The organism is Pseudoalteromonas sp. GutCa3 (assembly GCF_002836155.1).
GTDB classification, from domain to species: Bacteria; Pseudomonadota; Gammaproteobacteria; order Enterobacterales; family Alteromonadaceae; genus Pseudoalteromonas; species Pseudoalteromonas arctica.
This window is the reverse complement of sequence record NZ_PJBK01000029.1, coordinates 20,816-44,196: the sequence shown is the minus strand read 5'-3', so window position 1 is coordinate 44,196 and position 23,381 is coordinate 20,816. Positions and strand designations below refer to the sequence as shown.

The window sequence follows — 23,381 nt, the reverse complement described above, 5'->3', positions numbered from 1 at the left end:
AGATAATTTAAAACCGAAGTTTTACTTAACTCTCTGAGTAGTTCGTGCCTCGCTATGCGTTGGCGTTTCCTGTCTCAGTGGGGTCGCATTATAGGGAGCGGCGGATTTTACGCAAGCGTTATTTGCATAAAATAGTAATTAAAATTAAGCCCCAAGCAAGCACACATGATAAGCACAAGTTACCCACAAAAACCTGTTGATAACTCTTGTTTTTACATAGCTAAACCATACTAAAGCTTTTAATTAAAACCCTAAAAATACAAAAAGCACCCTATATAGGTGCTTCTCAAAAGTAATAGTTATTAGAATCTAGTATAAAATACTATATAACTTGCGACGATACTTTGCTGCGAGCGCATCACCATCGGGTAAAGAGGCAATAATGGCTAAAAAGCTTGGTTTCGCTTCATTGAAATTCAGATCTTTTTGAAGCACTGTAAATAGTATATCCAATGCTTCTTCTTTTCTGCCTGCTTCATTGAGTAAAATACTGAGCTCTTCTTTTAATTCTAGGTCATTAGGGTACTTTTCTACTTGTTGTTGCTTTTCTTTAATCTCTGGTGAGTCTTTTGCTTCAAGCGCAGCTTCGCATTTTGCTTTTATATTATTAAAGTAAGCATCTTGCTCTTGTGCGTCTATTGTATTTATAAGCGCTTGGGCTTCATCTACCTTGTGAATTTGAATACATATGTCTGCAAGCACTAATTTGATGCGTGCATTACCGCTGTCTATTTCATAAGCTTGCTTTGCATAATTAAATGCAGCATTTAAATCTGACTTTAATAACGCTTGTTTTGCTTGCTCTAACAGTAAGTCTTGTTGCGCAGGTAAATGCTTTGCTAGGGCTTCGCGTATTTGTGCCTCACTTTGAACACCTGCAAGTAAATCTACTGGTGCAGAGTCTTTTAATAATACAAGCGTAGGCAGTGTTTGCAGACCAACTTGTTGCGCAAGTTGAGATGCGAGTGCTTGCTCTGCATCGCAATCTAGGTTTGCTACTACTATATAGCTTGCATATTCTGCCGCTACTTTATCTAAAATTGCAGCCTGTCCGATGCAGTCAGGACTTTGAGGAGAGAAAAAGTTAAGCAACACCAATTTTTGTTGTGATGTTTCACCGAGTACTTGTTGAAGGTTTTGCGCATTAATACTAACTATGTTGCTCATTGAATTGATTGCCATATTCATCTATTTAGGTTTTTATATGGTGGTGAACATAATAATTACAAGTCATATACCTAAATCATCCGGTATACATATTCAACAATGAGGGAAAACATGAAATTAACTTATCTAAGTGCAATACTTTTATTAGCAAGCCCATTAGTACAAGCAAATGGACTCGATTTGAATTTAAGCAAAACCATGCCAGCTATAGAAAAGTTTTACCTCGATTTACACCAATCGCCAGAGCTTTCTTATCACGAACAAGAAACGGGTAATAAAATAGCGGATAAATTAACTCAGCTGGGTTTTAAAGTAACAAGTAATGTAGGTGGCTTTGGTATTGTCGGCATTTACAAAAACGGAAACGGTCCAACCGTGATGATCCGTACTGACACCGATGGCTTACCTATTATAGAGCAGACAGGAAAGTCCTATGCCTCAAAAGTTAAAGTAATAGACGAGCATGGTGCTAAAGTAGGTGTAATGCACGGTTGTGGCCACGATATTCACATGAGCTCTTTTATTGGTACTGCTGAGCAATTAATAGTACACAAAGATCAATGGAAAGGCACTTTGATGATGGTTGCACAGCCTGCCGAAGAAGTTGGTGGGGGTGCTAAAGCGATGTTAGGCGAAGGGCTATTTAGTAAATATGAAAAACCTGATCATATAATTGCTTTGCATGTAAGTGCTAGCGTCCCCGCTGGTAAGGTATCAATGAAAAATGAATACACTATGGCAAGTGTAGATTCTGTCGATATTACAATTAAAGGTAAAGGTGGTCATGGTGCTTACCCGCATACAACTATAGACCCTGTGGTTATAGCTGCACGCACAGTACTTGCTCTGCAAACAATCACAAGCCGAGAACTTTCACCGCTAGAGCCTTCAGTTATTACGGTTGGGTCTATTCATGGTGGCTCAAAACATAATGTGATTTCGGATGAAGTAAAACTACAACTCACTCTCAGAAGCTATAACCCAAATGTTAGAAGTGCTCAAATAGCAGCAATAAAACGAATCACGGCAGGTATTGCACAAAGTGCTGGCTTAAATGAATCAAACTACCCTGTAGTATATGTACATGAAGATGAATCTATTCCATCTACTTATAATAACCCTGCACAAACAGACATTGTTAGAAACTCTATTGCCAACGCAATTGGTGATACTAATGTGCTTGAAACACAAGCTGTAATGGCGGGTGAAGACTTTGGCCTATACGGACGCACCGATGAAAACATCCCTATTACCTTATTTTGGCTAGGTGGCGTAAACCAAGCACAATATGCAGATTCGATAAAAACAGGTGAAGTACTCCCTTCCCTACACTCTAGTAAATTTGCACCAGATTATAAAGTTGCTATCCCTACCGGAATAAAAGCAATGAGTAATGCTGCTGTTGCTTTATTTAATAAGTAACCTGAATTCTGGATAATAAATCTATCTCAAGCAGAGTTCAGGTTAAGTGATATCGTTTAATAAAATGGCTCTGTAGCTAACTAGCAACAGAGCTTTTTTTATAACTCGACTTTTTAAAGGTCGCTTTTCCACCTCATTTAGCAAAACGTTTTTTAGGTGAGCTTTTTGGTAACCTTGCAAATGCATTGCTATCGCAGTTTGCTGCTAATTGTACAAACCCATTTAAGTCGGCAAGTAACGGCTGTAAAAATTGCTGATAACTCATTACTTGCTGCGCAATATCACCTAAGCTCGATTCCCACTTTGCGGTTAAATCAGGACTCGCTAAACCTTGTGGTAATACGCTAATAAGGGCAAGTCCCGTTTCGGTCGCTCTAATTGACTTACCTTCACGTTTTAAAAAACGCCGCTTGAATAGCAACTCGATTATTCCCGCACGTGTTGCCTCCGTACCTAAACCATCAGTGTCTTTTAATACTTTTTTAATTTGTGGATCTTTAACGTAACGACTAATGCCGGTCATCGCAGCCAATAATGTAGCATCGGTAAAATAAGCTGGGGGTGATGTATGCTTTTCGACTACTTCGCCTTGCTCACAAAAAAGAGACATACCTTCTGTTAAAGGAGGTAACGTAGCTTCATCTTTTAATTCAGACTTACCCATTAATACCTTAAAGCCTAAGCTTACATCTTGTTTTGCATTTGCTTTAAATAATCCGCCAGCGATTGTTATCTCTGCTTTAGTTTCGTTATATATATAGTCGGGATAAAACTGAATTAGATAATGGCGGCTTATTAATTGATATACCTTCGCTTCGTCACCGCTCAAACTCGCTGACTTTAACTGCTTAGCCGTAGGGACAATGGCATGATGGGCAGCCACTTTTGAACCGTTAAAACATTTACTACGCTTTTTTACATCAGCCCCATTTACCAATTCGGTGCTTTGCCCACCATTAGCACTTATAGCTTTAAAAATAGCAGATGCATCTTGATGGTGATCTTTAGGTAAATAACGATTATCCGAGCGTGGGTAGGTAATTAATTTATGTCGCTCATAAAGTATTTGGCAAATATCCAACACTTTTTGAGCCGGCATTCCAAATGCTTTAGCCGCATCTATTTGCAGTGCAGATAAATTATAAGGTAATGGAGCACTTTGTTTTTTTTGTTTTTGCTCAAGCGCTGTAAGCTCAGCATTTTGTTTGGTAATACGCGAAGCAACATTTTCTGCGAGTGCTTTGTTAAGTATTCGCCCTTCTTCATCTTGATGTGGCTCACATGCTTTACTAGGAACCCACTTAGCTATGAATGGCTGGTTATCTGGAGTAAGTAAATGCACCAGTACATCGTAAAAAGGCTTAGATACAAAGTGTGCTATTTCGTTATCTCTATTAACAACAAGCCCTAAAATAGGGGTTTGTACCCGTCCTACCGAAAGTACATTACCAAATCCTGCTTTTTGACCCGCTAATGTATATGCACGCGTTAAATTCATACCAAATAGCCAATCAGCACGAGAGCGTGCTAAAGCAGATACACTTAACGGAATAAAGTCTCGATTAGAGCGCATATTACTCAATGATTTTTTTACTGCCGATAAGTTTAAATCACTAATGAGTAAACGTTGTGTACTCTGCTTTTTAGCCTGACTTATTTTAGCTTCTTCAATTACTTGATCGACTAATAGCTGGCCTTCACGGTCTGGATCGCCAGCGTGAATAAGTTGCGAAGCTTGTTTAATTAATTTTTTTAAAACAGTGAGCTGTTTACGTGTTTTGGTTTTAGCTTTTAGCTTCCATTGCTTAGGTATTATAGGCAAGTGTTCAAACTGCCACTTTTTAAAACGCTCATCATAGTCATCAGGTTCTGCTTGTTCTAGCAAATGCCCAATACACCACGATACACAATCGCCATTAGCGACTTCTATATAACCATCGTGTTTTTTATGTGGTTTTGGTAACGCATCAGCAATAGCGCGTCCAAGTGAAGGTTTTTCTGCAATGTAGAGTTTCATAGCTTGCTCACCACTGTTCATATAAACAGTAGTTTAGCACAGCTATTTTAAAGGAGGGGCTTTTTTATAACCATTACTGGTTACAACTTTATTATTTTTGATCACTAAATAAATCAGCGGAAGATAGCACACCACTACAGTGCCTATATTAATTAAAGGTAAAAGCGTTTTATAGATCAGCGTACTATAAGATAAATCCCAAAGGTGGCGATCAACAACACGAAAAAGTTGTAAAATTGGTGCCATAATAACAACTAACTGACCTACCACACATTGCCATAAATAAACTTTATCTTTTAAACCTAGATATGCAATAAGTGCCATCCAAGCAATGTCATTAAACGCCCAAACAAGATACCTATATATATAAATATCTTTATCAAACTCTTTTAAAGAATCGAATATAAGTGCACCAAATAAAAAAAATGCTCCTGTTATACATACAAACCGTAATGCCAAAAAATCTTTACGTAAATAGAAAATAAAAATAGCCGGGATTAAAAATAAAACCCAGCTAAGTTCAAGAAAAAAGATTACTTTATCAACCCATAAAGGCATGGTTATTCTTTAGTCTTATCATCGTCTCCACCAGTTCCGTTGCCCGGCATATAACAATATTTATTTATTATTTTCATAAGTACTCCATTACAATTGTTAAGGAGTTTTACTTTAAGCTAAAAAATAAGCTTTGCCAAGCAGTACTACCTTACGTCGATAGGAGCTGACTCTTTTGCTTTACCTTGTAATATAGATATTTCTACTCGGCGATTCCTGCGGCGATCTTCATCTGTGTCATTCGGTACAAGTGGTCGTGTTTCAGCTCGACCAACCACCATCATTCGGGTTTTATCAAATCCTTGGACTTTTTGCAGTTCACTTGCAACGGCTACAGCACGCTTTGATGATAGGTCCCAATTATTAATATATAACTCATTCGATACCTGAAAATCATCTGTATGGCCAGATACTGTTATTTCACCGGGTACATCTTTTAACAGCACACCGATATCTTGAATTATAGGTTTAAACTTAGGTTGTAAAAATGCACTACCTGAAGGAAATGAACCATTCTCTCTAATGCGAATAATTATTTGCTGCCCTAAAGACTCAAGCTCAATTGCGCCATCGATTATTTGCTTTTCAAGCTGCTGCGCTATCTTTTTAACAAGCTCGTTAGTTTGCTCCTGATCGGCTGCTGAAGTTGCTTGCTCAGAAGATTCTTCTTGTGAGGTACTACGAGATTCACCACCGCGTTTATCCCCGCGCTGTTCTTGCCTGCCGCCTGCTGAACTTTCATCGCCAGCCTGAAACTCTAACATTTGTTGAGTCATTTCGACTGTTTGCTGCTGAATGGTTTCTATTGGGGTTGGCTCTGGTTTGCCTGGGGTAAACTCCATGGCAATAACAGAGGTACCTTTAGGGATGTCTTTTACTTCAATTTTATTCTGCACACCAAAAGCAAACTTCATAGAGCCCGCAATTTGTTTAAACTTAAGTACATCCATTTCTGAAAACGCGAGCAAGAGTACAAAAAAGCACATTAACAGTGACATTAAATCGGCAAACGTTCCCATCCATGCAGGTAGACCTGGTGGTGGGCATTTACACTCTTGATCAGACATAGTTACTCCTCGGTATCTACTTTGCGTTTAGATTCAGCTAAGTAATTTTTCAAAATACCTTCGATTACTTTTGGATTCTGACCATCTTGTATACCTAAAATAGCATCCAAAATTAAACGCTGATTCATAGCTTCCTCGTCTTTACGCAGTTCGAGTTTTACCTGAATAGGAATTGCCACAACATTGGCTAAAAACGCGCCATATAAAGTTGTTAATAGTGCTACTGCCATTGCCGGACCAATTGCCTTTGGGTCATCCATGTTAGACAACATTGCAACCAAACCAATTAGAGTACCAATCATACCCATTGCAGGCCCTATATCAGCTAACGACTTAAATAAACCCGCGCCCAATTCATGGCGAGTCGTGGTTAGAGAAATATCTTTTTGAAGTGTAGCGCGAACTACATCTGCGTCGTGGCCATCAACGAGCATATCGACGCCTTTGCGCATAAAGGGGTTTGGAATTTCAGCTTCTTCGAGTGCTAAAAAACCGCCTTTACGAGCTGAATCCGCAAGTTCTACTGCTTTTTCGATAAGTATTTCTGGCGTTTCGATTTTAAACATAAACGCTTTGGCAACAACTTTACCTATCCCCAAAAATTGCGACATGGTGAAGTTTGATAAAACAATAAAGAGTGAACCACCAAATACAATAACCACAGACGGGGTATTGTAAAACATAGCCATTTCACCGCTACTACTCATAAACATAGACATGACAATTAAGCCAATTGCGCCTAGGATCCCGATTATGGTTGCTAAATCCACATTTCCTCCAGAAGTTTCATGCTTAATGGCCTTATCATAAACTTTTATTATTAACTGCTTATCGGCAACATATTGAATTGCTTAAGCCATTTTTATAAATAAACATAAAAAGCAGCCTTTAGCACTATCTTAGATCAAGTTATAAGGGCTACCTAATTATCAATTGATTTATTAAACCAACAGACCGCTATTAAGGCTTTATTAATGCACTTGAAATATAATTTAACGTTATAAAGGTAAAAAACCAATATCATCCTTTGACCTAGTTTAGCATTCCCCCTAAAATTGACCCCTAAATTTATTATGTAAGCTGAAATAAAGATGGCGACTAAAAAACCTGAAAACTTAAGTTTCGAACAAGCACTAGAAGAATTATCTACAATCGTTAGTGACATGGAACAAGGTGACTTATCGCTTGAGCAATCGTTAAAGCAATTTGAGCGTGGAATTGCATTAGCAAGTGCTTCATCAGGGAAATTACAGCAAGCAGAACAAAAAGTATCAATTTTGATGGGGAATGGCGAAAAGTCAGTACTTACAAATTTTGATAATGATATGGAATAGCTGTGAGCATAAAAAATCATATTGAACGTGCTCAAAAAGATGTAGTAGCGACCTTACAACAGCATTTTAACCAGCCTCTCGATACAGAAGAAACGGTAAAGAACGCCACCCAGTATGGATTATTTAATGGTGGTAAAAGATTACGTCCATTTTTAGTTTATGCCACAGGTAAAATGCTCGGCGCAAACCATCAAGACTTAAACGTACTTGCTGCTGCAATTGAGTGTATTCATAGCTATTCGTTAGTCCATGATGACTTACCAGCAATGGACGACGACGACTTACGCCGCGGACGCCCTACTTGTCATATAGAGTTTGGCGAGGCAAATGCAATTTTAGCCGGTGATGCTCTTCAAACTCTTGCTTTTGAGCTTATTGCGAATCACAAATTTGAATGCTCATCGCAAACACAAGTAAAAATGATTGCTACACTTGCCCACGCATCAGGCCTTCAGGGTATGGTTGGCGGACAAGGCCTTGATATAGCAGCAACTGATAAAGTGATTACCGTACAAGAGCTTGAGCGAATACATAAGCTAAAAACCGGGGCTCTAATTAATTGCGCAATTACACTTGGTGCACTGTGCAGTGAAAAGGCTGATCAACAAACCTTAGAAAATTTAAGTGTTTTTGGGTATGCTATAGGGCTAGCATTTCAAGTACACGACGACATTTTAGATGTTGAAGGCGATACAGTTATTTTAGGAAAGCCACAAGGCTCCGATATTGCCGCGAATAAAGCGACATATCCGGCGTTATTAGGTATGCTAGGCGCTAAAGAAAAGGCGCAAAATTTAATACAACAAGCCCATGAAGCGTTAGCAAATATAGATGCTGACACAACACTTCTTGCGTCGCTAGCAAATTACCTAATTGAGCGTGACCACTAATTTTTGCTCATACGTATTGCAATTAGCACTGACATTATTACTCAACATTAATTATTCGTAAAAGCTTTGAATTAATTAATGTTAGCGAAGGATATATATAAAACCATGACACTTGATAGTAGCAAGTATCCATTACTTAATTTGGTTGACGAGCCAGCCCAATTGCGTGACTTAGCGCAAGACAAACTCCCTGCATTTAGCAATGAGCTGCGCGATTATTTACTCAACTCAGTATCGCAAAGTAGCGGTCATCTAGCGTCTGGTTTAGGGACGGTTGAACTAACCGTTGCGCTGCATTATGTTTATAACACTCCAGACGATCGCCTAGTTTGGGATGTGGGTCATCAAGCTTATCCGCATAAAATTCTTACTGGTCGTCGCGAGCAAATGCACACTATTCGCCAAAAAGACGGTTTGCACCCTTTTCCTTTTCGCGATGAAAGCCAATACGATACGTTTAGCGTAGGCCATTCAAGCACCTCTATTTCGGCTGCTTTAGGTATGTCTATTGCTGCACAAAAAGAAGGTAAAGGTCGAAAGTCTGTAGCCATTATTGGTGACGGAGCTATAACCGCAGGCATGGCATTTGAAGCGATGAATCATTTAGGTGATGTAAAATCAGACATGCTTATTATTTTAAATGATAACGAAATGTCGATTTCTGAAAATGTTGGCGCATTAACAAATCACTTTGCTCGAATTTTATCAGGTAGCTTTTATACTAACATTCGTGAAGGTAGTAAAAAGTTACTCTCAGGGGTGCCTCCGGTAAAGCAACTTGCCAGTAAAATGGAAGAGCACATTAAAGGCATGATGATCCCAGGTACCTTCTTTGAAGAATTAGGCCTAAATTACATTGGTCCCATTGATGGTCACGATGTAAACATGCTTGTAGATACATTACGTAATATGCGTAATTTAAAAGGCCCACAGCTTTTACATATAAAAACCCAAAAAGGTAAGGGCTACAAACCGGCTGAAGCCGATCCTATTGGCTACCATGGTGTACCAAAATTCGATCCGAGCACAACTAGCCTACCTAAATCTAAACCTAGTGCTGCTACTTTTTCAAAAGTATTCGGCGATTGGTTATGTGATATGGCCGAACAAGACAGCAAGTTAATGGCTATCACGCCTGCAATGCGCGAAGGTTCAGGCATGGTACGTTTTTCTAAAGAGCATCCAGATCAATACTTTGATGTAGCTATTGCTGAGCAGCATGCCGTTACTTTAGCTGCTGGTTTTGCATGTGAAGGTTTAAAACCTGTTGTTGCTATTTACTCGAGCTTTTTACAACGTGCGTATGACCAATTAATACATGATGTTGCACTGCAAAACTTACCTGTATTATTTGCCATTGACCGCGCTGGTATTGTGGGAGCCGATGGTGAAACTCACCAAGGTGCGTACGATTTAAGCTTTATGCGCTGCATTCCAAATATGGTAATTATGGCACCAAGCGATACCAACGAGTGCCGTCAAATGCTATACACCGGTTATAAAGCAAACTGCCCTGTTGCAGTTCGTTATCCTCGAGGTAGTGCAGGTACTGCAGACATTGAAAGCACTATGCAACTGCTTGAAATAGGCAAGGCAGATACAATTAAGAAAGGCAGTAAAATTGCCATTTTATCGTTCGGTACATTACTTGAAAATGCACAGCTTGCTGCAGATGAATTAGATGCAACGCTTGTTAATATGCGTTTTATTAAACCACTTGATACTGCACTTTTAAATGAGCTTGCAACTAGCCACGATGTAATTGTTACGCTTGAAGATAATGCGATTGCTGGCGGTGCCGGCTCTGCAGTTAACGAATTCTTAGCAACGCAAAAAGCTGATATTAATATCCTTAACTTAGGTATTCCTGATGAGTTTATTAAACACGGCACCCAAGATGAAATGCACGATGAAATGGGATTAGGCGAGCAAGGAATATTAACCGCTATTAAAGCGTTTATTAATTAACTTCCTATACATTTAAAGTTGAGCATATTAAAAAAGGAGCCTAGGCTCCTTTTTTAATATCAAATATTGCTGATCAGCGCATCCACACTTTAATATCAGCTAGGCCATTGCTTTGTAAAATACCTAATTGTTGATCAACGTTAGAATTTTGTTCAAACTCAAATGCATCAAGCTGATCATCAAACGTAATATTTGCAACACCATCACCACCGCGCTTTTTAACTTGGTGTAGTGAAATATCTGCTAGGTTAATAGATGTCTCCCAGCTAATTACCTGCCCACCCAAAAGTGGTAATGGATAAAATGACCAACCAATTGATGCCGTGATATTAGTTGTTTTTCCATTTGGTAATTGGAATGAATTAGCCGCTATTACTTTACAAAGATCTGAAGCATAGCTGTCTATTTTATTACATTTAAAATCACGTAATAATAGTAAAAACTCATCACCACTCCAACGTGCCACATAGTCAGAACCCTGCGTACGCGAATTTAATAATGCAGCCATTTGCTGTAAGCAGCTATCACCTGCAATTGGGCCATAGGCATCATTAATACGGCTGAAATTATCAAAGTTAATAATTACCAGCACCAGTGACTTGCCTTGTGCCTGCAGCGATTGTGAATTACGTTGAAAGTGTTCAATATCTTTAGGGAGTTGATCAAACAAAAAGCGGCGGCTACGCAGCCCCGTTAGCTCATCTGAGTGACTAACTAATTTAAGCTGTGAATTCACTTGGCCTAATTTATCATTAGCTTGACGAAGCTCTAAGGTACGCTCGGTGATCAAGCCCTCTAATGCTTCTTGTTTTCTACGCTCTTGCGCTCTAAATACCCAAAAAATGAGATAAAAAAGCAAAATAAAGCCACTGGTAATTAAAAGCCTAAAGTAAATAGTTTCGTCAAAGCGCTCAGGCACTACAAAACCGTATTCTACTTCTTGCGCTTTAGTCCAGTCTTCACCTTGGCGCTTCGCTTCTAACTGAAACAAAAACGAGCCTGGAGGCAAGTTAGTATAAATAGCTTCACGTCGCGTATTAGCATAGCGCCAGTCACTATCTAAGCCACTTAGTTTATATCTAAATTCAATACTGTTTGGTGCATAGTAATCAATAGCTGTGTAAGTTAGCGTTATATCACGCTCGTCTGTTTCTAATGATGGTTTTTTACCAAGCGCAGCGGTGGTTAAATGACGAAGTGGTGTTGTTATTGTTTCTATTGTTGGCTTTAATGCAAGCACACCAAATAGCTCTACATTTTTAGGTATTTCAACAACACCTTGTAAGCTTGGGTACCAAATAGAATTACCGGTGTCTGCTACCGCATCATGCCCAAGTCCACTACAACATTGATTCGCTTTACCATCGAGTTGACGGTCAAAAGATGAAATCACTTCTTCAACTTTTAAGCTTTTTATCTCTGTTTTAAATTGCTCTACAGGCATTCTGTAAACACCTTTCATGGTGCTTACCCAAACATGCTTTAACTTTTCATCATATTCTAGGCTAAATATAGACCCATACGGTAAGCCATTAGCTGCATCGAGTTGACGCCACTGCCCTTGCGTACTTCTGTAAAAAAGCCCATCGTTAAGAGAGCCGATTAAAATACCCACGCCATCTATATGTAGCACGCTAGTTACGTATGCACTTTCAAGTGTTGTTTGGTCACCAATTTTTTCAATGCCACGGTCTGTAAAGTAATATGCGCCTTTACTAGTACCAATCACACCAAAGTTTGTTTTATCCAATACGTAGGTAATAAACTTACTACCTAAAAAAGCGTTATATGCAAAAGGCGTTAAACCAGCATAATTTAATCGATATAAACCGCGTCCGGTACCAATCCAAAAACCGCCTTTACTAGAGCGACTTATTGCAAATACCGGGTTATCGCGAAGCGCTCGACCAGGGACGGTATAAAGTGTCTTGTTTTCAAAAACAAATAAGCCGCGCCCCGTGGCTATATATAATCGTTCACCATCGAATTGTAGATCGTGTACTGACGCGTATCCATATTTACTACTTGGAACTAAATTAATAAAACTTTTATCTAAATCGAAATAACCAATGCCGCTTTTGTTAGCAACCCACAGTTTTCCATCTGGAGCTTGGCTAATAGCCATAACAGACTCGGTCATATCTGAAACTGCTGAATGCCTTTCTACCCGCCCTTCATGGGCAAGCCATAAGCCTTCACTAAAACTTGCTAACCAAACGTTATTTTTATCATCTCTAAAAATATCAGCAAACCATATGCTTTGATCAAGTTGGCTTGGCTCTACCCATTGCCACTCACCGGTTTTATCTCTAAATAATAAACGTCCATAAGTCGAAACCCATAAGCCACCATCGGTATCACTCATAAACTTATAAACGGCTGAGTTATTTGCATTAGGTAAAGGAAAAGGTCTTAGTTCGTCATCTAAATCTAAAAAGTATGCACCTAACTCAGAGGCTATATACAAATTACCGTTTAAGAATGATAAGTCGTGCACTATGGTTTGCGCTAAGCGCTCTGGTAACGATATTTTAGCGGTAAGCTCTAAACGTAGTTTAGAGAAGTCTGATGAGTTTTTAGTAAGGCGTAATAAATGACGATCATTAACCAGCCAAATACCTTCAGGAGAGAGTGCCATTTGGCTAACAGAGCCAACAATTTGGGTAATTACGGTAGCATTAACAATAGGTAGGGGACCATTTACTTGAGTGCGTAAATCAACTTGCCCTCTATCTACATAGTATAAACCATTAGCCGCAATCCATATGCTGCCTTTAGAGTCCTCAAGAATATCTCTTACTGGACCTTTAATATTAAACTCTTGTGCTGCAAATGTGGCAGGATTAATAACTACCAAGCCACTTTTAGTACCTACCCATAATAAGCCACTAGAATCGACTAAAAGTTTATTAATACCATTACTAGGCAAGAACGGGCTATTTTGCGTGTTGTAGTTTGTAAATGTTGTGCCATCAAAACGGCTTAAGCCAAACTGAGTACCAAGCCACATATAGCCTTGCTGGTCTTGTACTACGCTTTTAAGTGATTGCGAAGGTAGACCATCTTTTATATTCCATTGCTTAACTACGTAATCACTAATTGAAGCCCAACTTGGTGTCGCGCACAACATCAGTACACAAACCAGTAAAAATCGCATCATATTGCTGCCACCTAGTTAAACAAATCAAATATAAAAAATTAAAAGGGTAGTAAACCCACTTTTATTAGCGCCTGTAAGCATATAAGCGAAAAAACGCCCGCAAGTATATCATCGGCCATAATACCTAAACCACCATGTACTCGTTTGTCTAGCATACGGATTGGGCCAGGTTTTGCTATATCAAAAAAGCGAAATAACAAAAAACCAACGAGTAATGTTTGCCAGCTAAGTGCTGCACCAATCATTGTAATGTAATAGCCTGCCACTTCATCCCATACAATAGCAGGATGGTCGTGTACGCCTAAATCATCAGCCGTTTTACCGCAGGCCCATATACCAAATATACTTATCACTACGGCAAACACAATTTGCAACCATAGCGGATAATACATAGTCATAAAAATGAATGGCAGTGCAGCAAAAGTGCCAAATGTACCAGGTGCTTTAGGGGCTAACCCAGTACCAAAACCCAAACCAAAAAACTGATGTGGGCGCTTTAAATTAAACTTTCGGTTTTTGTTCAAACCAGCTCCTTTGCAAAATGCTCAAAACCTTGCTGCTTAAAATCAAACTTTTCACCGTTGTGTAAAAGTTCAATTTGACCATCGCCACTTTTAATTTGGCCTATGCATGTTGCATCTACACCATATTGACGCAGTTTTATTTCTAGCATACTTTTATTGCTATCAGGTACAGTAAAAATTAATTCGTAATCATCACCGTAACTTAGAATAAATGGCAGCTGCTGATTAAAATCAAGGCTTGCTTGCATTGCATCTGAAGTCGGAATACTTTCAATATTCACAACTGCATTTACTTGCGACATATCAAGTATATGACTTAAATCAGCGATTAAACCATCCGATACATCAATAGCCGATGATGCAAGGCCTCGTAATACCTGCCCTGCAGCAACACGCGGTGTTGGAAAGTCAAAGCGCTTATTTAAGTACTTTAAATGTTCTGGCTCAATACTTATACCTTGTTTGCGAGACTCAATTGCAAGTCCAGCGTCACCTAGCGGACCTGTAACATAAATCCAATCACCCACTTTCGCACCACTACGGCGAAGTGCAGTACCTTCTGGTACAGTCCCTTTTGCACAAATAGTGATAGTTAATGGGCCTTGCGTGGTATCGCCACCTATAATTTGCACATTAAAGTATTCTGCAATTTCATGCATGCCTTCAGTAAACTCTTCAATCCACTGTGGGTCAATACTTGGTAAGGTTAACGCAACTGAAACCCATGTTGGCTCAGCGCCCATTGCCGCTAAGTCACTTAAATTAACAGCAAGCGCTCTGTGACCTAATGCACGAGGAGAAATATCATCAAAAAAGTGTACGCCAGCAACAAGAGTGTCTGTTGTAACGGCAAGTTGGCAGTTTTGTGGAACGGTTACTAAAGCGCAATCATCCCCTATACCTAGGTTTACATCACGACGGGTGATCCCGCGACCTTTAAAGTAGCGGTTAATTAATTCAAATTCCTTCATACACAAAAAAGCCGGCCTATGCCGGCTCCCCTCTTTAACGGTTTACTTACTTGCGTAAATGCTTAACAGCTTTATCAAGTACACCGTTTACAAATTTATGGCTGTCTTCAGCGCCAAATATTTTGGCCAGCTCAATACCTTCGTTGATAGCAACTTTATAAGGTACATCTTCACGGAACTTAAGCTCATAGCTGCTTAAACGTAAAATTGCGCGCTCAACCATATCTAAGTCATTAAACGGACGTGTTAAATGTGGTGATACAGCTTCGTCTAGTTGCTTATAATTTACAGCAACACCCGTCGCTAAATCTTTAAAGTATTCAACATCAATTTTAGTAACGTCTGTTTCGATCAACATTTGTTGTTCGATATCGGCAATTAAATTGCCACTTATTTGCCAAGAATAAACGGCTTGGAGTGCTAAGATACGTGCTTTACGTCTTGCTGCTGGTTTCACAAAAATTCCTTAAACTTAAATTTTATCTAACACATTAACCATTTCAAGCGCGCCTAAAGCAGCTTCGCCGCCTTTATTGCCCATTTTGGTGCCAGCACGCTCAATTGCTTGTTCAATGCTTTCTGTGGTTAATACGCCAAATGCAACCGGGATATCATACTCAAGTGATACTTGCGCAAGACCTTTGTTTGATTCGCCAGCAACTAGGTCAAAGTGTGGTGTACCACCTCTGATCACTACGCCTAATGCGATGATTGCATCATACTCTTTTTTTGCCGCAACGCGTTTAGCCGCTAAAGGTAATTCTACCGCGCCTGGTACATAAATAACGGTAATGTCGTCATCAGATACGCCACCAGTGCGTTTTAGCTCATCAACAGCACCTGCAAGGAGGCTGCTACCGATAAAGTCATTAAAACGAGAAATGACAATGGCAAACTTTTTGCCAGGAGCGTACTTACTACCTTCAATAATTTTCATTTGATAACCCTAAAAATAAGTTCAAGCGGTTGCGATTGCGCAAAAATTGCTGCGCATCATACCATAAAAATAAAATAATAGCCTAGTTTAAGCGTGACGCTTATTGTGGCTCAACATAATCAACAACTTCTAAATGAAAGCCCGAAAGTGCATGGTACTTTTTAGGGCGACTCATTAATCGCATTTGTTTGATTCCAAGATCTGCAAGTATTTGCGAGCCTACGCCAACAGTACGAGATGTACCTTTGAATTTACGAGGCGTAACGCTTTCGCCAGCATCAGCTGCTGCGAATGCTTTTACAGTTGCCTCTAATTCTTCAGTGCTTTCTTGCTTACCTAAAATAACTAAAGCACCTTCATTTTTAGCGATATAAGCCATTGCTTCTGAAAGGCCCCAACTACGGTCAGCACTTCGGTCTGAAAGTAGGATATCGTTAAAGGTACTTTGCAAATGTACACGTACATTTGTCGGTTCTTGCTCTTTTATATCGCCTTTAAGCAAGACGTAATGTAATTGGCCGTCAATTGTGTCTTTGTAAGTAACTAAATCAAATTCACCGTGAATAGTTGGTAACTTACATTTTGCAACTTGCTCAATTGTTGTTTCGTTTAAGTTACGATATTCGATTAAATCAGCAATAGTGCCCATTTTAATATCGTGCTCTTTCGCAAAAACTTCTAAATCAGGGCGACGCGCCATGGTGCCATCGGCATTAAGTATTTCAACAATAACAGATGATGCTTCAAGCCCAGCTAAACGCGCTAAATCACAGCCAGCTTCAGTATGTCCTGCGCGAGTTAATACGCCGCCAGGTTGTGCCATAATTGGAAAAATATGACCAGGCTGCACGATATCACTTGGTACTGCCCCTTTAGCTATAGCCGCTTGCACTGTACGCGCTCTATCTGCTGCTGAAATACCTGTAGTAACACCCTTTGATGCTTCTATCGACATTGTAAAGTTAGTCGAAAATGCAGCACCATTATTTTTAACCATTAACGGTAAATCGAGTTGCTCACAACGCTCTTGCGTCATAGTTAAACAAATTAAACCACGGCCATGAGTCGCCATAAAATTAATCGCTTGTGCACTAATATGCTCTGCGGCAATAATTAAATCGCCTTCATTCTCTCTATCTTCATCATCCATTAAAATAACCATTTTACCGGCTTTAATGTCGTCGATGATTTCTTGTGCGCTGTGTAAATTCATAAATTTGCTCGTGTAAGTTATCAGTTTCGTTATTTAATAAAACCCGCTTTAGCGAGTAAGCTCATCGAAATATCAGAGCCCGTTGGTTGCTCTGCACCTTTTATAAGGCGCTCTAAATAACGTGCAATTTGATCGACTTCTAAATTAACTTGAGTGCCTACTTTAAAGTGAGCAATTGTGGTTTGCTCACTCGTATGTGGGACAATTGTTAATTTGAATTTATTACCTTCTACAGCGTTTACTGTCAGGCTTATACCATCAATACATACCGAACCTTTGTACGGAATGTATTTCATTAAATTTTCGTCAGTTGTAAGCCAATATTCTGTTGCTCGAGCGTTTGCTGTAATGCTTGTGATAGTTGCTATGCCATCAACATGGCCAGATACTAAATGACCGCCCAAACGCGAAACAGGTTGCATGGCTTTTTCAAGATTAACCGTTTGCCCTAAAGCATAGTGAGCAAAACCGGTTAAACCAATCGTCTCGTTAGATAAATCAGCACTAAAACCGTCAATATGTTTATCAACTACGGTTAAGCAAACGCCATTGGTTGCAATGCTGTCGCCTAGCTTTACGTCTTCCATATCAAGGTCAGCACTTTGGATACGAATGGCTAAGTCGCCTTGTTTTTTTTGTAATAAAGCAATTTTGCCTGTGGCTTCTATTATCCCAGTAAACATAGCGCTACTCTTTTTTATTAAGTGATTTTAATGAGTTTTTAACGCGGTGATACGTAAATCGTCACCAATGCGCGCACATTCATTAAATGTTAAATCAACGATGTTTTGCATACTCGTCAATTCAGGAAAATTAACTAAACTTTTTGCATCATGGCCCATTAATTTAGGCGCCAAATAAAAAACAAACTCGTCAACTAAATCAAGTTCTGTCATTTTACCAGCAAGTGTTGCTCCGCTCTCAAGCCAAACATTATTAAACTGCAGTTGCCCAAGCTTTTCTAAAACAGCCTGTAAATCAACTTTGCCGTTACTTTCACTTACTTCAATATGCTTTACAAAATGCGGCCATTGCAGTGATTTATCAACCTTAGTCGTAAATATTATTACATCACTTTGGATTTTAAATAAAGCAAGGTTGGGCGTTAAGCGATTCTGTGAGTCAATTATAACACGCACGGGCTGGCGAAGCGGTAAATCGGTAGGTAGCGTGCAAGGCAACTCGCTTAGTCGCACATTAAGTTTAGCATCGTCTACTAACACGGTATCGGCACCGGTTAAAATAGCGCAGCTTTGCGCTCGGTATAATTGTACGTCTTGGCGAGCAGCGGGACTTGTTATCCACTTACTTTGCCCATTTTTAAGCGCTGTTTTACCATCTATGCTTGCTGCCATTTTACAGGTCACATAAGGTAAGCCTTGTTCCATTCGCTTAAAAAAGCCAACGTTAAGTGCGCGAGCTTGTGATTCAAGTAATCCATAAGCAACTTCAATACCTGCATCGCTCAGTATTTTAAGGCCTTTGCCTGCAACTTGTGGGTTTGTATCAACCATAGCGGCAATTACTTTTACAACGCCCGCCTTTTTTAAACCTTCAGCACACGGTGGCGTACGCCCATAATGACTACACGGTTCAAGCGTTACATAAGCCGTTGCACCTTGTGCATTATTGCCAGCTATTGCCAGTGCATTTACTTCTGCATGGCCTTGACCTGCTAATTGATGAAAACCCTCACCAATTATTTGATTATTTTTAACTAATACACAGCCAACATTAGGGTTAGGCGTGGTAGTAAACCGGCCTTTTTTGGCAAGTTCTATGGCGCGTGCCATATACATTTCATCATGTTCGGTAAAAGTAGTTTGGCTTTGCATTTATTACTCCCCTAAGCGGGCAATTTCTTCGCCAAATTCGCGTATATCTTCAAACGAGCGATAAACAGAGGCAAATCTTACGTACGCTACTTTATCGAGCTTTTTGAGGGCTTCCATAATGTATTCACCCACCAAATGGCTTGAAATTTCTCGCTCACCCGTTGCGCGTAGTTGCGATTTTATTATATTCACTACTTCGTCTACTTGCTCGGTGCTCACTGGGCGTTTTTCGAGTGCGCGATTTAAGCCATTTAATAATTTATCTTCGTTAAATGGTTCGCGGCTGCCGTCTTGTTTAATAACACGAGGCATAACCAGTTCAGCGCCTTCAAATGTAGTAAAGCGCTCGTGGCAGTCGTTACACTCACGACGCCTGCGAACTTGATGGCCTCCGCCAACAAGGCGTGAGTCAATAACTTTAGTATCTTTTGCGGTACAAAATGGACAATGCATAGCTCGGTACTTCCGTTTTAAAACAAAAAAGACCGCTAAATAGCGGTCTTTTATCTTAGCAAAAATTAGGGCCTATGTGCTCTAAATTACTGCTGCTTATGCAATTAAGCGTATACAGGTAATTTTGCACAAATTGCTTTTACTTTTTCTTTAACTTGCGCCTGTACAGATTCATCAGTGATGTTATCTAGTACGTCACAAATCCAGCCAGCAAGCTCTTTTGATTCTACTTCAGTAAAACCACGACGAGTAATTGCAGGAGAACCAATACGCAAACCAGATGTTACAAATGGTGAGCGTGGATCGTTCGGTACTGAGTTTTTATTAACTGTGATGTTAGCGTTGCCTAGGGCAGCATCTGCATCTTTACCAGTGATATCTTTATCGATTAAATCAAGTAAAAATAAGTGGTTTTCAGTTTTGTCAGAAACGATTTTGTAGCCGCGCTCTTGCATTACAGCAACCATTGCTTTTGCGTTTTTAACAACTTGTGTTTGGTATACTTTAAACTCTGGTTGAAGTGCTTCTTTAAATGCCACTGCTTTTGCTGCAATAACATGACATAAAGGACCGCCTTGGCCACCAGGGAAAACAGCGCTGTTAAGCTTTTTGTAGATTGCTTCGTCGCCACATGCAGAAATAATCAAACCACCACGAGGGCCTGCAAGTGTTTTATGCGTAGTTGTAGTTACAACGTGTGCATGAGGAACAGGGCTTGGGTAAACACCTGCCGCAATTAAACCCGCAACGTGAGCCATGTCAACAAACAGATAAGCACCGATTTTGTCAGCAATTTCACGGAATTTAGCCCAATCAACAATACCTGAGTACGCTGAGAAACCACCAATAATCATTTTTGGTTTGTGCTCAAGTGCTAGTGCTTCAACTTGTGCGTAATCAATTTCGCCCGTTGCTTCATCTAGTCCGTATTGGATTGCATTGTAAAGCTTACCAGAGAAGCTTACGTGAGAACCGTGAGTTAAGTGACCACCATGAGCTAAGCTCATACCTAATACAGTATCGCCAGCGTCTAATAATGCTAGAAAAACAGCTGCATTAGCTTGCGAACCAGCATGTGGCTGTACGTTTGCGTAGTCAGAACCAAATAACTCGTTAGCACGGTCAATTGCTAATTGCTCAACAACATCAACATGCTCACAACCGCCATAATAACGTTTGCCAGGGTAACCTTCTGCGTATTTGTTTGTAAGCTGTGAACCCTGCGCTTCTAGTACGCGTGGGCTACAGTAGTTTTCTGAAGCGATTAGTTCGATATGCTCTTCTTGGCGAGCAGTTTCTTTGGTTATCGCGTCAAATAACTCTGGATCAAAATCCGAAATATTCATGCTACGTTCTAACATTGGGGTCTCCTAGGGCAACGTGTATGGTGTTTTTTAGAGGCTTTATTGTACGCTTTAAACGACTCTTTGCCTACGCTCTTAAGTTGAGGATATTTAAACAGGGATTGAAACTATTTCACAGCTCTTTTAAGATGATATTTTTTTATAAAGCCATAATAATTTTAAATGAATTATATTTACTACATTTAATTAGTAAATATAACTAAGTGTATTCATCCGTATAAAGTTATAAAAAAAGCGGCTCAAGCCGCTTTTCCTTGTAATTTAACTTAGCCTAGTTTAGCGAGCATTTCGGTACGTAACGCGTCGTAATCGGCGTTCATATCGCTTGCTAGGCATGGTTTTGCTAGTGCATCAGCAAGTGGTTTTGGCATACCTAATTCAATATTTAGAATACCCTCTACGCTTTCTTTAAACTTAGCAGGATGAGCTGTCGCTAAAAAGATACCCGCTGCACCAGGTGCACGATTTTCAACAAGACCTTGGTAAGCAATAGCAGTATGAGGCTCCGCAACATAGCCAGTTTGTTGAATTTTTTTCATCACGGCTTGCGTGTCTTGCTCGTTTACGCTAGTTGAATAAAAATTATCGTAGCTAAACCAGTTATTATCTAACATTGTTTGTACACGCGGCCAATTGTTTGGCTTACTTACATCCATCGCATTTGAAAGCGACTCAAGCGTTGCTTTTGGCGTCCAGTTTTTATCAAGCATAAAGCGCGGCACAGTATCGTTTTGGTTTGTTGTTGCACTTAATTTGCCAACAGGTAAACCAATAACCGCACCAATCATTGCGGCGCACACATTACCAAAATTACCACTTGGCACTGATATATGCGCTGTTGCGCGCTTTTCTTTTGGTAGCTGTGCAATGGCTTCAAAGTAGTAACAAACCTGAGCAACTAAACGGCTAATATTAATTGAATTAGCTGAGTTAAGCCCAAGTGTTGATTTAACTTCTTCATCTAAAAAGGCATTTTTAACTAGCTCTTGGCAATCATCAAAGCTGCCCTCAACTGCATAACAATGAATATTGTTACCTAGCGTAGTAAATAGCTTTTGCTGAGCAAGTGAAATTTTGCCTTTAGGGTATAAAATAACAACATCGATATTTGGTTTATTGTAAAAAGCATGCGCTACAGCTGCACCGGTATCGCCCGATGTTGCTGTTAAAATAGTTACTTTCTCGTCTTTATTAAACTGCGTTAAACACTCTGCCATAAAGCGACCACCAAAGTCTTTAAACGCAAGTGTAGGACCATGAAACAGTTCTAAACAGTATGTGTTCTCTTCAACTTCCACCAGCTTAACTGGAAAGTTAAATGCATTTTTAACCATTTGTGCCACGGTATCGCTTGGTAACTCATCACCAATTAGGTGAGATAATATTTTGCCGCTGCGCGTAACAAAGTCCATATCAAGCAATGCATCAACATCGGACAGTGGCGGCAGTGATTCTGGGAAAAATACACCTTGGTTACGACCCAAACCTGTTTTTACAGCTTCAACGAACGACACTTTTTGTGAGCTATCTTTTAAATTATGTAATTGCATGACTACCTATCCTATAAAACTGTTAATTGACGCGTGCCGTCGTTATCTAATTTACAAATGTGGCAAAAGCCTTGCTCGTTAATGTAATTGGTTTCTAACCACTGCGCGCATTGCTGTGCAGCTTCAAGTGTTTTACACACAGTAAATAAGGTTGGTCCTGCGCCCGAAATACTGACTATTTCAGCGCCCAGTGCTGGCAAGCTTACTTTGGCTTCACTAAAGCCTTTAATAAGCGGTGCCCGGTAAGGTTCTGCTATTTCATCTTTCATTATGCTCAGCGCATCGTCAAAACGGTTAGTTAACAGTAAGCTACTAAATGCCGACAAACGCTGAGCAAACTCAACACTTGCATGCATGCTCAACTCTTTTGGTAAAACAGAGCGCGCTTTTGCAGTGTTGAGTGAAAAACCAGGAAACGCAGCAACGTAGTACCAATTTTCATCAACAGGCAGTGCAATCGATTTATCAGGAATTAAATCACCTGTTAACTGCAAGCCACCTAAATAACATGGCGTGATGTTGTCGTAATGACGACCGCCGCTTACTACAGCTTCAAAGTCAGCCATCAGTTCAATAAGCTCAACCTGACTTAAATTAGTTTTTGCAAACTTATCAAGGGCAGCAAAGGTAGCCACGACCGAACACGCGCTAGATCCAAGCCCTGAGCCAATTGGTAAGTTCTTTTTAAGCTCGAGCTTTACGCTTGGCATATTAGGCGCAACATGCGCTCTAAAATGCACTAAGCACTGGTACGCTAAATTTTCATTAGCATCACTTGGTAACTTGTGAGCGTACTCGCCTGTGCAAATAAATTCGTCGCTTGGTGCTGCGCTTACAACGGCTACATCACCTAACAAACTGCCATCAATTGGCGCAAGCGCTGCGCCAAGTGCATCAAAACCCACTGCAAAATTACCAATAGACGCCGGAGCATATACTTCAATCATAACGAGC

The 23,381-nt window shown here is 39.9% G+C and carries 21 protein-coding genes; 4 read left to right on the top strand and 17 right to left on the bottom strand.

Annotated features, from left to right (window positions below; genetic code table 11):
- Nucleotides 1-309 precede the first annotated feature (309 nt).
- Nucleotides 310-1,167, bottom strand: a complete 858-nt coding sequence (locus tag CXF64_RS05970) for a tetratricopeptide repeat protein (protein WP_024589769.1) — start codon at nt 1,165-1,167, stop codon at nt 310-312.
- A gap of 111 nt (nt 1,168-1,278) precedes the next feature.
- Between CXF64_RS05970 and CXF64_RS05965 the strand changes: the two genes are divergently transcribed.
- Nucleotides 1,279-2,589, top strand: a complete 1,311-nt coding sequence (locus tag CXF64_RS05965) for a M20 metallopeptidase family protein (protein WP_101216565.1) — start codon at nt 1,279-1,281, stop codon at nt 2,587-2,589.
- A gap of 133 nt (nt 2,590-2,722) precedes the next feature.
- Here CXF64_RS05965 and CXF64_RS05960 read toward each other — a convergent pair whose 3' ends face one another.
- The 4 genes from CXF64_RS05960 to pomA form a co-directional block, all read right to left on the bottom strand.
- A complete protein-coding gene (locus tag CXF64_RS05960) occupies nt 2,723-4,606 on the bottom strand; it encodes a DNA topoisomerase III (protein WP_101216566.1) in 1,884 nt (627 codons plus the stop codon).
- Between the two features lie 42 nt (nt 4,607-4,648).
- Complete coding sequence (locus CXF64_RS05955) at nt 4,649-5,164, bottom strand: hypothetical protein (RefSeq protein WP_024589766.1); 516 nt, start codon at nt 5,162-5,164, stop codon at nt 4,649-4,651.
- 143 nt (nt 5,165-5,307) lie between these two features.
- A complete protein-coding gene (locus CXF64_RS05950; RefSeq protein WP_007587113.1) occupies nt 5,308-6,228 on the bottom strand; it encodes a flagellar motor protein MotB in 921 nt (306 codons plus the stop codon).
- A gap of 2 nt (nt 6,229-6,230) precedes the next feature.
- Nucleotides 6,231-6,998 carry a flagellar motor protein PomA gene (pomA, locus tag CXF64_RS05945; RefSeq protein WP_007587114.1) on the bottom strand — a complete coding sequence of 256 codons (768 nt, stop codon included), beginning with the start codon at nt 6,996-6,998 and terminating at the stop codon, nt 6,231-6,233.
- Nucleotides 6,999-7,319: 321 nt separating this feature from the next.
- Here pomA and CXF64_RS05940 point away from each other — a divergent pair, with 321 nt between their 5' ends.
- The 3 genes from CXF64_RS05940 (at nt 7,320) to dxs (ending at nt 10,420) form a co-directional block, all read left to right on the top strand.
- Nucleotides 7,320-7,562: an exodeoxyribonuclease VII small subunit gene (locus CXF64_RS05940; protein ID WP_002961738.1), complete on the top strand. Its 243-nt coding sequence runs from the start codon at nt 7,320-7,322 to the stop codon at nt 7,560-7,562.
- A 2-nt stretch (nt 7,563-7,564) separates the two neighbouring features.
- A complete protein-coding gene (ispA, locus tag CXF64_RS05935; RefSeq protein WP_007587115.1) occupies nt 7,565-8,452 on the top strand; it encodes a (2E,6E)-farnesyl diphosphate synthase in 888 nt (295 codons plus the stop codon).
- 105 nt (nt 8,453-8,557) lie between these two features.
- Nucleotides 8,558-10,420 carry a 1-deoxy-D-xylulose-5-phosphate synthase gene (gene dxs, locus CXF64_RS05930; RefSeq protein ID WP_007587116.1) on the top strand — a complete coding sequence of 621 codons (1,863 nt, stop codon included), beginning with the start codon at nt 8,558-8,560 and terminating at the stop codon, nt 10,418-10,420.
- A 73-nt stretch (nt 10,421-10,493) separates the two neighbouring features.
- Here the strand turns inward: dxs and CXF64_RS05925 are convergent, their stop codons facing one another.
- The 12 genes from CXF64_RS05925 to thrB form a co-directional block, all read right to left on the bottom strand.
- A complete protein-coding gene (locus CXF64_RS05925; RefSeq protein WP_007587118.1) occupies nt 10,494-13,580 on the bottom strand; it encodes a ligand-binding sensor domain-containing diguanylate cyclase in 3,087 nt (1,028 codons plus the stop codon).
- A 38-nt stretch (nt 13,581-13,618) separates the two neighbouring features.
- Complete coding sequence (locus CXF64_RS05920) at nt 13,619-14,104, bottom strand: phosphatidylglycerophosphatase A family protein (protein WP_007587120.1); 486 nt, start codon at nt 14,102-14,104, stop codon at nt 13,619-13,621.
- Complete coding sequence (thiL, locus tag CXF64_RS05915; RefSeq protein ID WP_101164009.1) at nt 14,101-15,075, bottom strand: thiamine-phosphate kinase; 975 nt, start codon at nt 15,073-15,075, stop codon at nt 14,101-14,103. The genes CXF64_RS05920 and thiL overlap by 4 nt, the downstream gene beginning before the upstream one ends.
- 46 nt (nt 15,076-15,121) lie before the next feature.
- The gene (gene nusB / locus CXF64_RS05910; protein ID WP_007587129.1) at nt 15,122-15,532 is read right to left on the bottom strand and encodes a transcription antitermination factor NusB; all 411 of its coding nucleotides are present in this window, start codon (nt 15,530-15,532) and stop codon (nt 15,122-15,124) included.
- A 15-nt stretch (nt 15,533-15,547) separates the two neighbouring features.
- A complete protein-coding gene (gene ribH, locus CXF64_RS05905) occupies nt 15,548-16,012 on the bottom strand; it encodes a 6,7-dimethyl-8-ribityllumazine synthase (protein WP_007587130.1) in 465 nt (154 codons plus the stop codon).
- Nucleotides 16,013-16,112: 100 nt separating this feature from the next.
- The gene (gene ribBA, locus CXF64_RS05900) at nt 16,113-17,225 is read right to left on the bottom strand and encodes a bifunctional 3,4-dihydroxy-2-butanone-4-phosphate synthase/GTP cyclohydrolase II (protein ID WP_024608328.1); all 1,113 of its coding nucleotides are present in this window, start codon (nt 17,223-17,225) and stop codon (nt 16,113-16,115) included.
- A gap of 29 nt (nt 17,226-17,254) precedes the next feature.
- On the bottom strand, nt 17,255-17,908 hold the full coding sequence (locus CXF64_RS05895; protein ID WP_024608327.1) for a riboflavin synthase: 654 nt from the start codon (nt 17,906-17,908) through the stop codon (nt 17,255-17,257).
- Nucleotides 17,909-17,935: 27 nt separating this feature from the next.
- Nucleotides 17,936-19,060, bottom strand: coding sequence for a bifunctional diaminohydroxyphosphoribosylaminopyrimidine deaminase/5-amino-6-(5-phosphoribosylamino)uracil reductase RibD (ribD, locus tag CXF64_RS05890; protein WP_101216564.1), 1,125 nt, complete (start codon nt 19,058-19,060; stop codon nt 17,936-17,938).
- A 3-nt stretch (nt 19,061-19,063) separates the two neighbouring features.
- The gene (gene nrdR, locus CXF64_RS05885; RefSeq protein ID WP_024589761.1) at nt 19,064-19,513 is read right to left on the bottom strand and encodes a transcriptional regulator NrdR; all 450 of its coding nucleotides are present in this window, start codon (nt 19,511-19,513) and stop codon (nt 19,064-19,066) included.
- Nucleotides 19,514-19,617: 104 nt separating this feature from the next.
- Nucleotides 19,618-20,874, bottom strand: coding sequence for a serine hydroxymethyltransferase (gene glyA, locus CXF64_RS05880; RefSeq protein WP_024593690.1), 1,257 nt, complete (start codon nt 20,872-20,874; stop codon nt 19,618-19,620).
- A 269-nt stretch (nt 20,875-21,143) separates the two neighbouring features.
- A complete protein-coding gene (thrC, locus tag CXF64_RS05875) occupies nt 21,144-22,427 on the bottom strand; it encodes a threonine synthase (protein WP_101216563.1) in 1,284 nt (427 codons plus the stop codon).
- An 11-nt stretch (nt 22,428-22,438) separates the two neighbouring features.
- A complete protein-coding gene (gene thrB, locus CXF64_RS05870; protein WP_101216562.1) occupies nt 22,439-23,374 on the bottom strand; it encodes a homoserine kinase in 936 nt (311 codons plus the stop codon).
- Between the last annotated feature and the right edge of the window lie 7 nt (nt 23,375-23,381).

Excerpts from the sequence above, each read along its gene's own strand:
- CXF64_RS05970 (WP_024589769.1), bottom strand. The coding sequence starts at position 1,167 with ATGAGCAACATAGTTAGTATTAATGCGCAAAACCTTCAACAAGTACTC.
- CXF64_RS05965 (WP_101216565.1), top strand. The coding sequence starts at position 1,279 with ATGAAATTAACTTATCTAAGTGCAATACTTTTATTAGCAAGCCCATTA.
- CXF64_RS05960 (WP_101216566.1), bottom strand. The coding sequence starts at position 4,606 with ATGAAACTCTACATTGCAGAAAAACCTTCACTTGGACGCGCTATTGCT.
- CXF64_RS05955 (WP_024589766.1), bottom strand. The coding sequence starts at position 5,164 with ATGCCTTTATGGGTTGATAAAGTAATCTTTTTTCTTGAACTTAGCTGG.
- CXF64_RS05950 (WP_007587113.1), bottom strand. The coding sequence starts at position 6,228 with ATGTCTGATCAAGAGTGTAAATGCCCACCACCAGGTCTACCTGCATGG.
- CXF64_RS05940 (WP_002961738.1), top strand. The coding sequence starts at position 7,320 with ATGGCGACTAAAAAACCTGAAAACTTAAGTTTCGAACAAGCACTAGAA.
- dxs (WP_007587116.1), top strand. The coding sequence starts at position 8,558 with ATGACACTTGATAGTAGCAAGTATCCATTACTTAATTTGGTTGACGAG.
- CXF64_RS05925 (WP_007587118.1), bottom strand. The coding sequence starts at position 13,580 with ATGATGCGATTTTTACTGGTTTGTGTACTGATGTTGTGCGCGACACCA.
- thiL (WP_101164009.1), bottom strand. The coding sequence starts at position 15,075 with ATGAAGGAATTTGAATTAATTAACCGCTACTTTAAAGGTCGCGGGATC.
- ribH (WP_007587130.1), bottom strand. The coding sequence starts at position 16,012 with ATGAAAATTATTGAAGGTAGTAAGTACGCTCCTGGCAAAAAGTTTGCC.
- ribBA (WP_024608328.1), bottom strand. The coding sequence starts at position 17,225 with ATGAATTTACACAGCGCACAAGAAATCATCGACGACATTAAAGCCGGT.
- CXF64_RS05895 (WP_024608327.1), bottom strand. The coding sequence starts at position 17,908 with ATGTTTACTGGGATAATAGAAGCCACAGGCAAAATTGCTTTATTACAA.
- ribD (WP_101216564.1), bottom strand. The coding sequence starts at position 19,060 with ATGCAAAGCCAAACTACTTTTACCGAACATGATGAAATGTATATGGCA.
- nrdR (WP_024589761.1), bottom strand. The coding sequence starts at position 19,513 with ATGCATTGTCCATTTTGTACCGCAAAAGATACTAAAGTTATTGACTCA.
- glyA (WP_024593690.1), bottom strand. The coding sequence starts at position 20,874 with ATGTTAGAACGTAGCATGAATATTTCGGATTTTGATCCAGAGTTATTT.
- thrC (WP_101216563.1), bottom strand. The coding sequence starts at position 22,427 with ATGCAATTACATAATTTAAAAGATAGCTCACAAAAAGTGTCGTTCGTT.
- thrB (WP_101216562.1), bottom strand. The coding sequence starts at position 23,374 with ATGATTGAAGTATATGCTCCGGCGTCTATTGGTAATTTTGCAGTGGGT.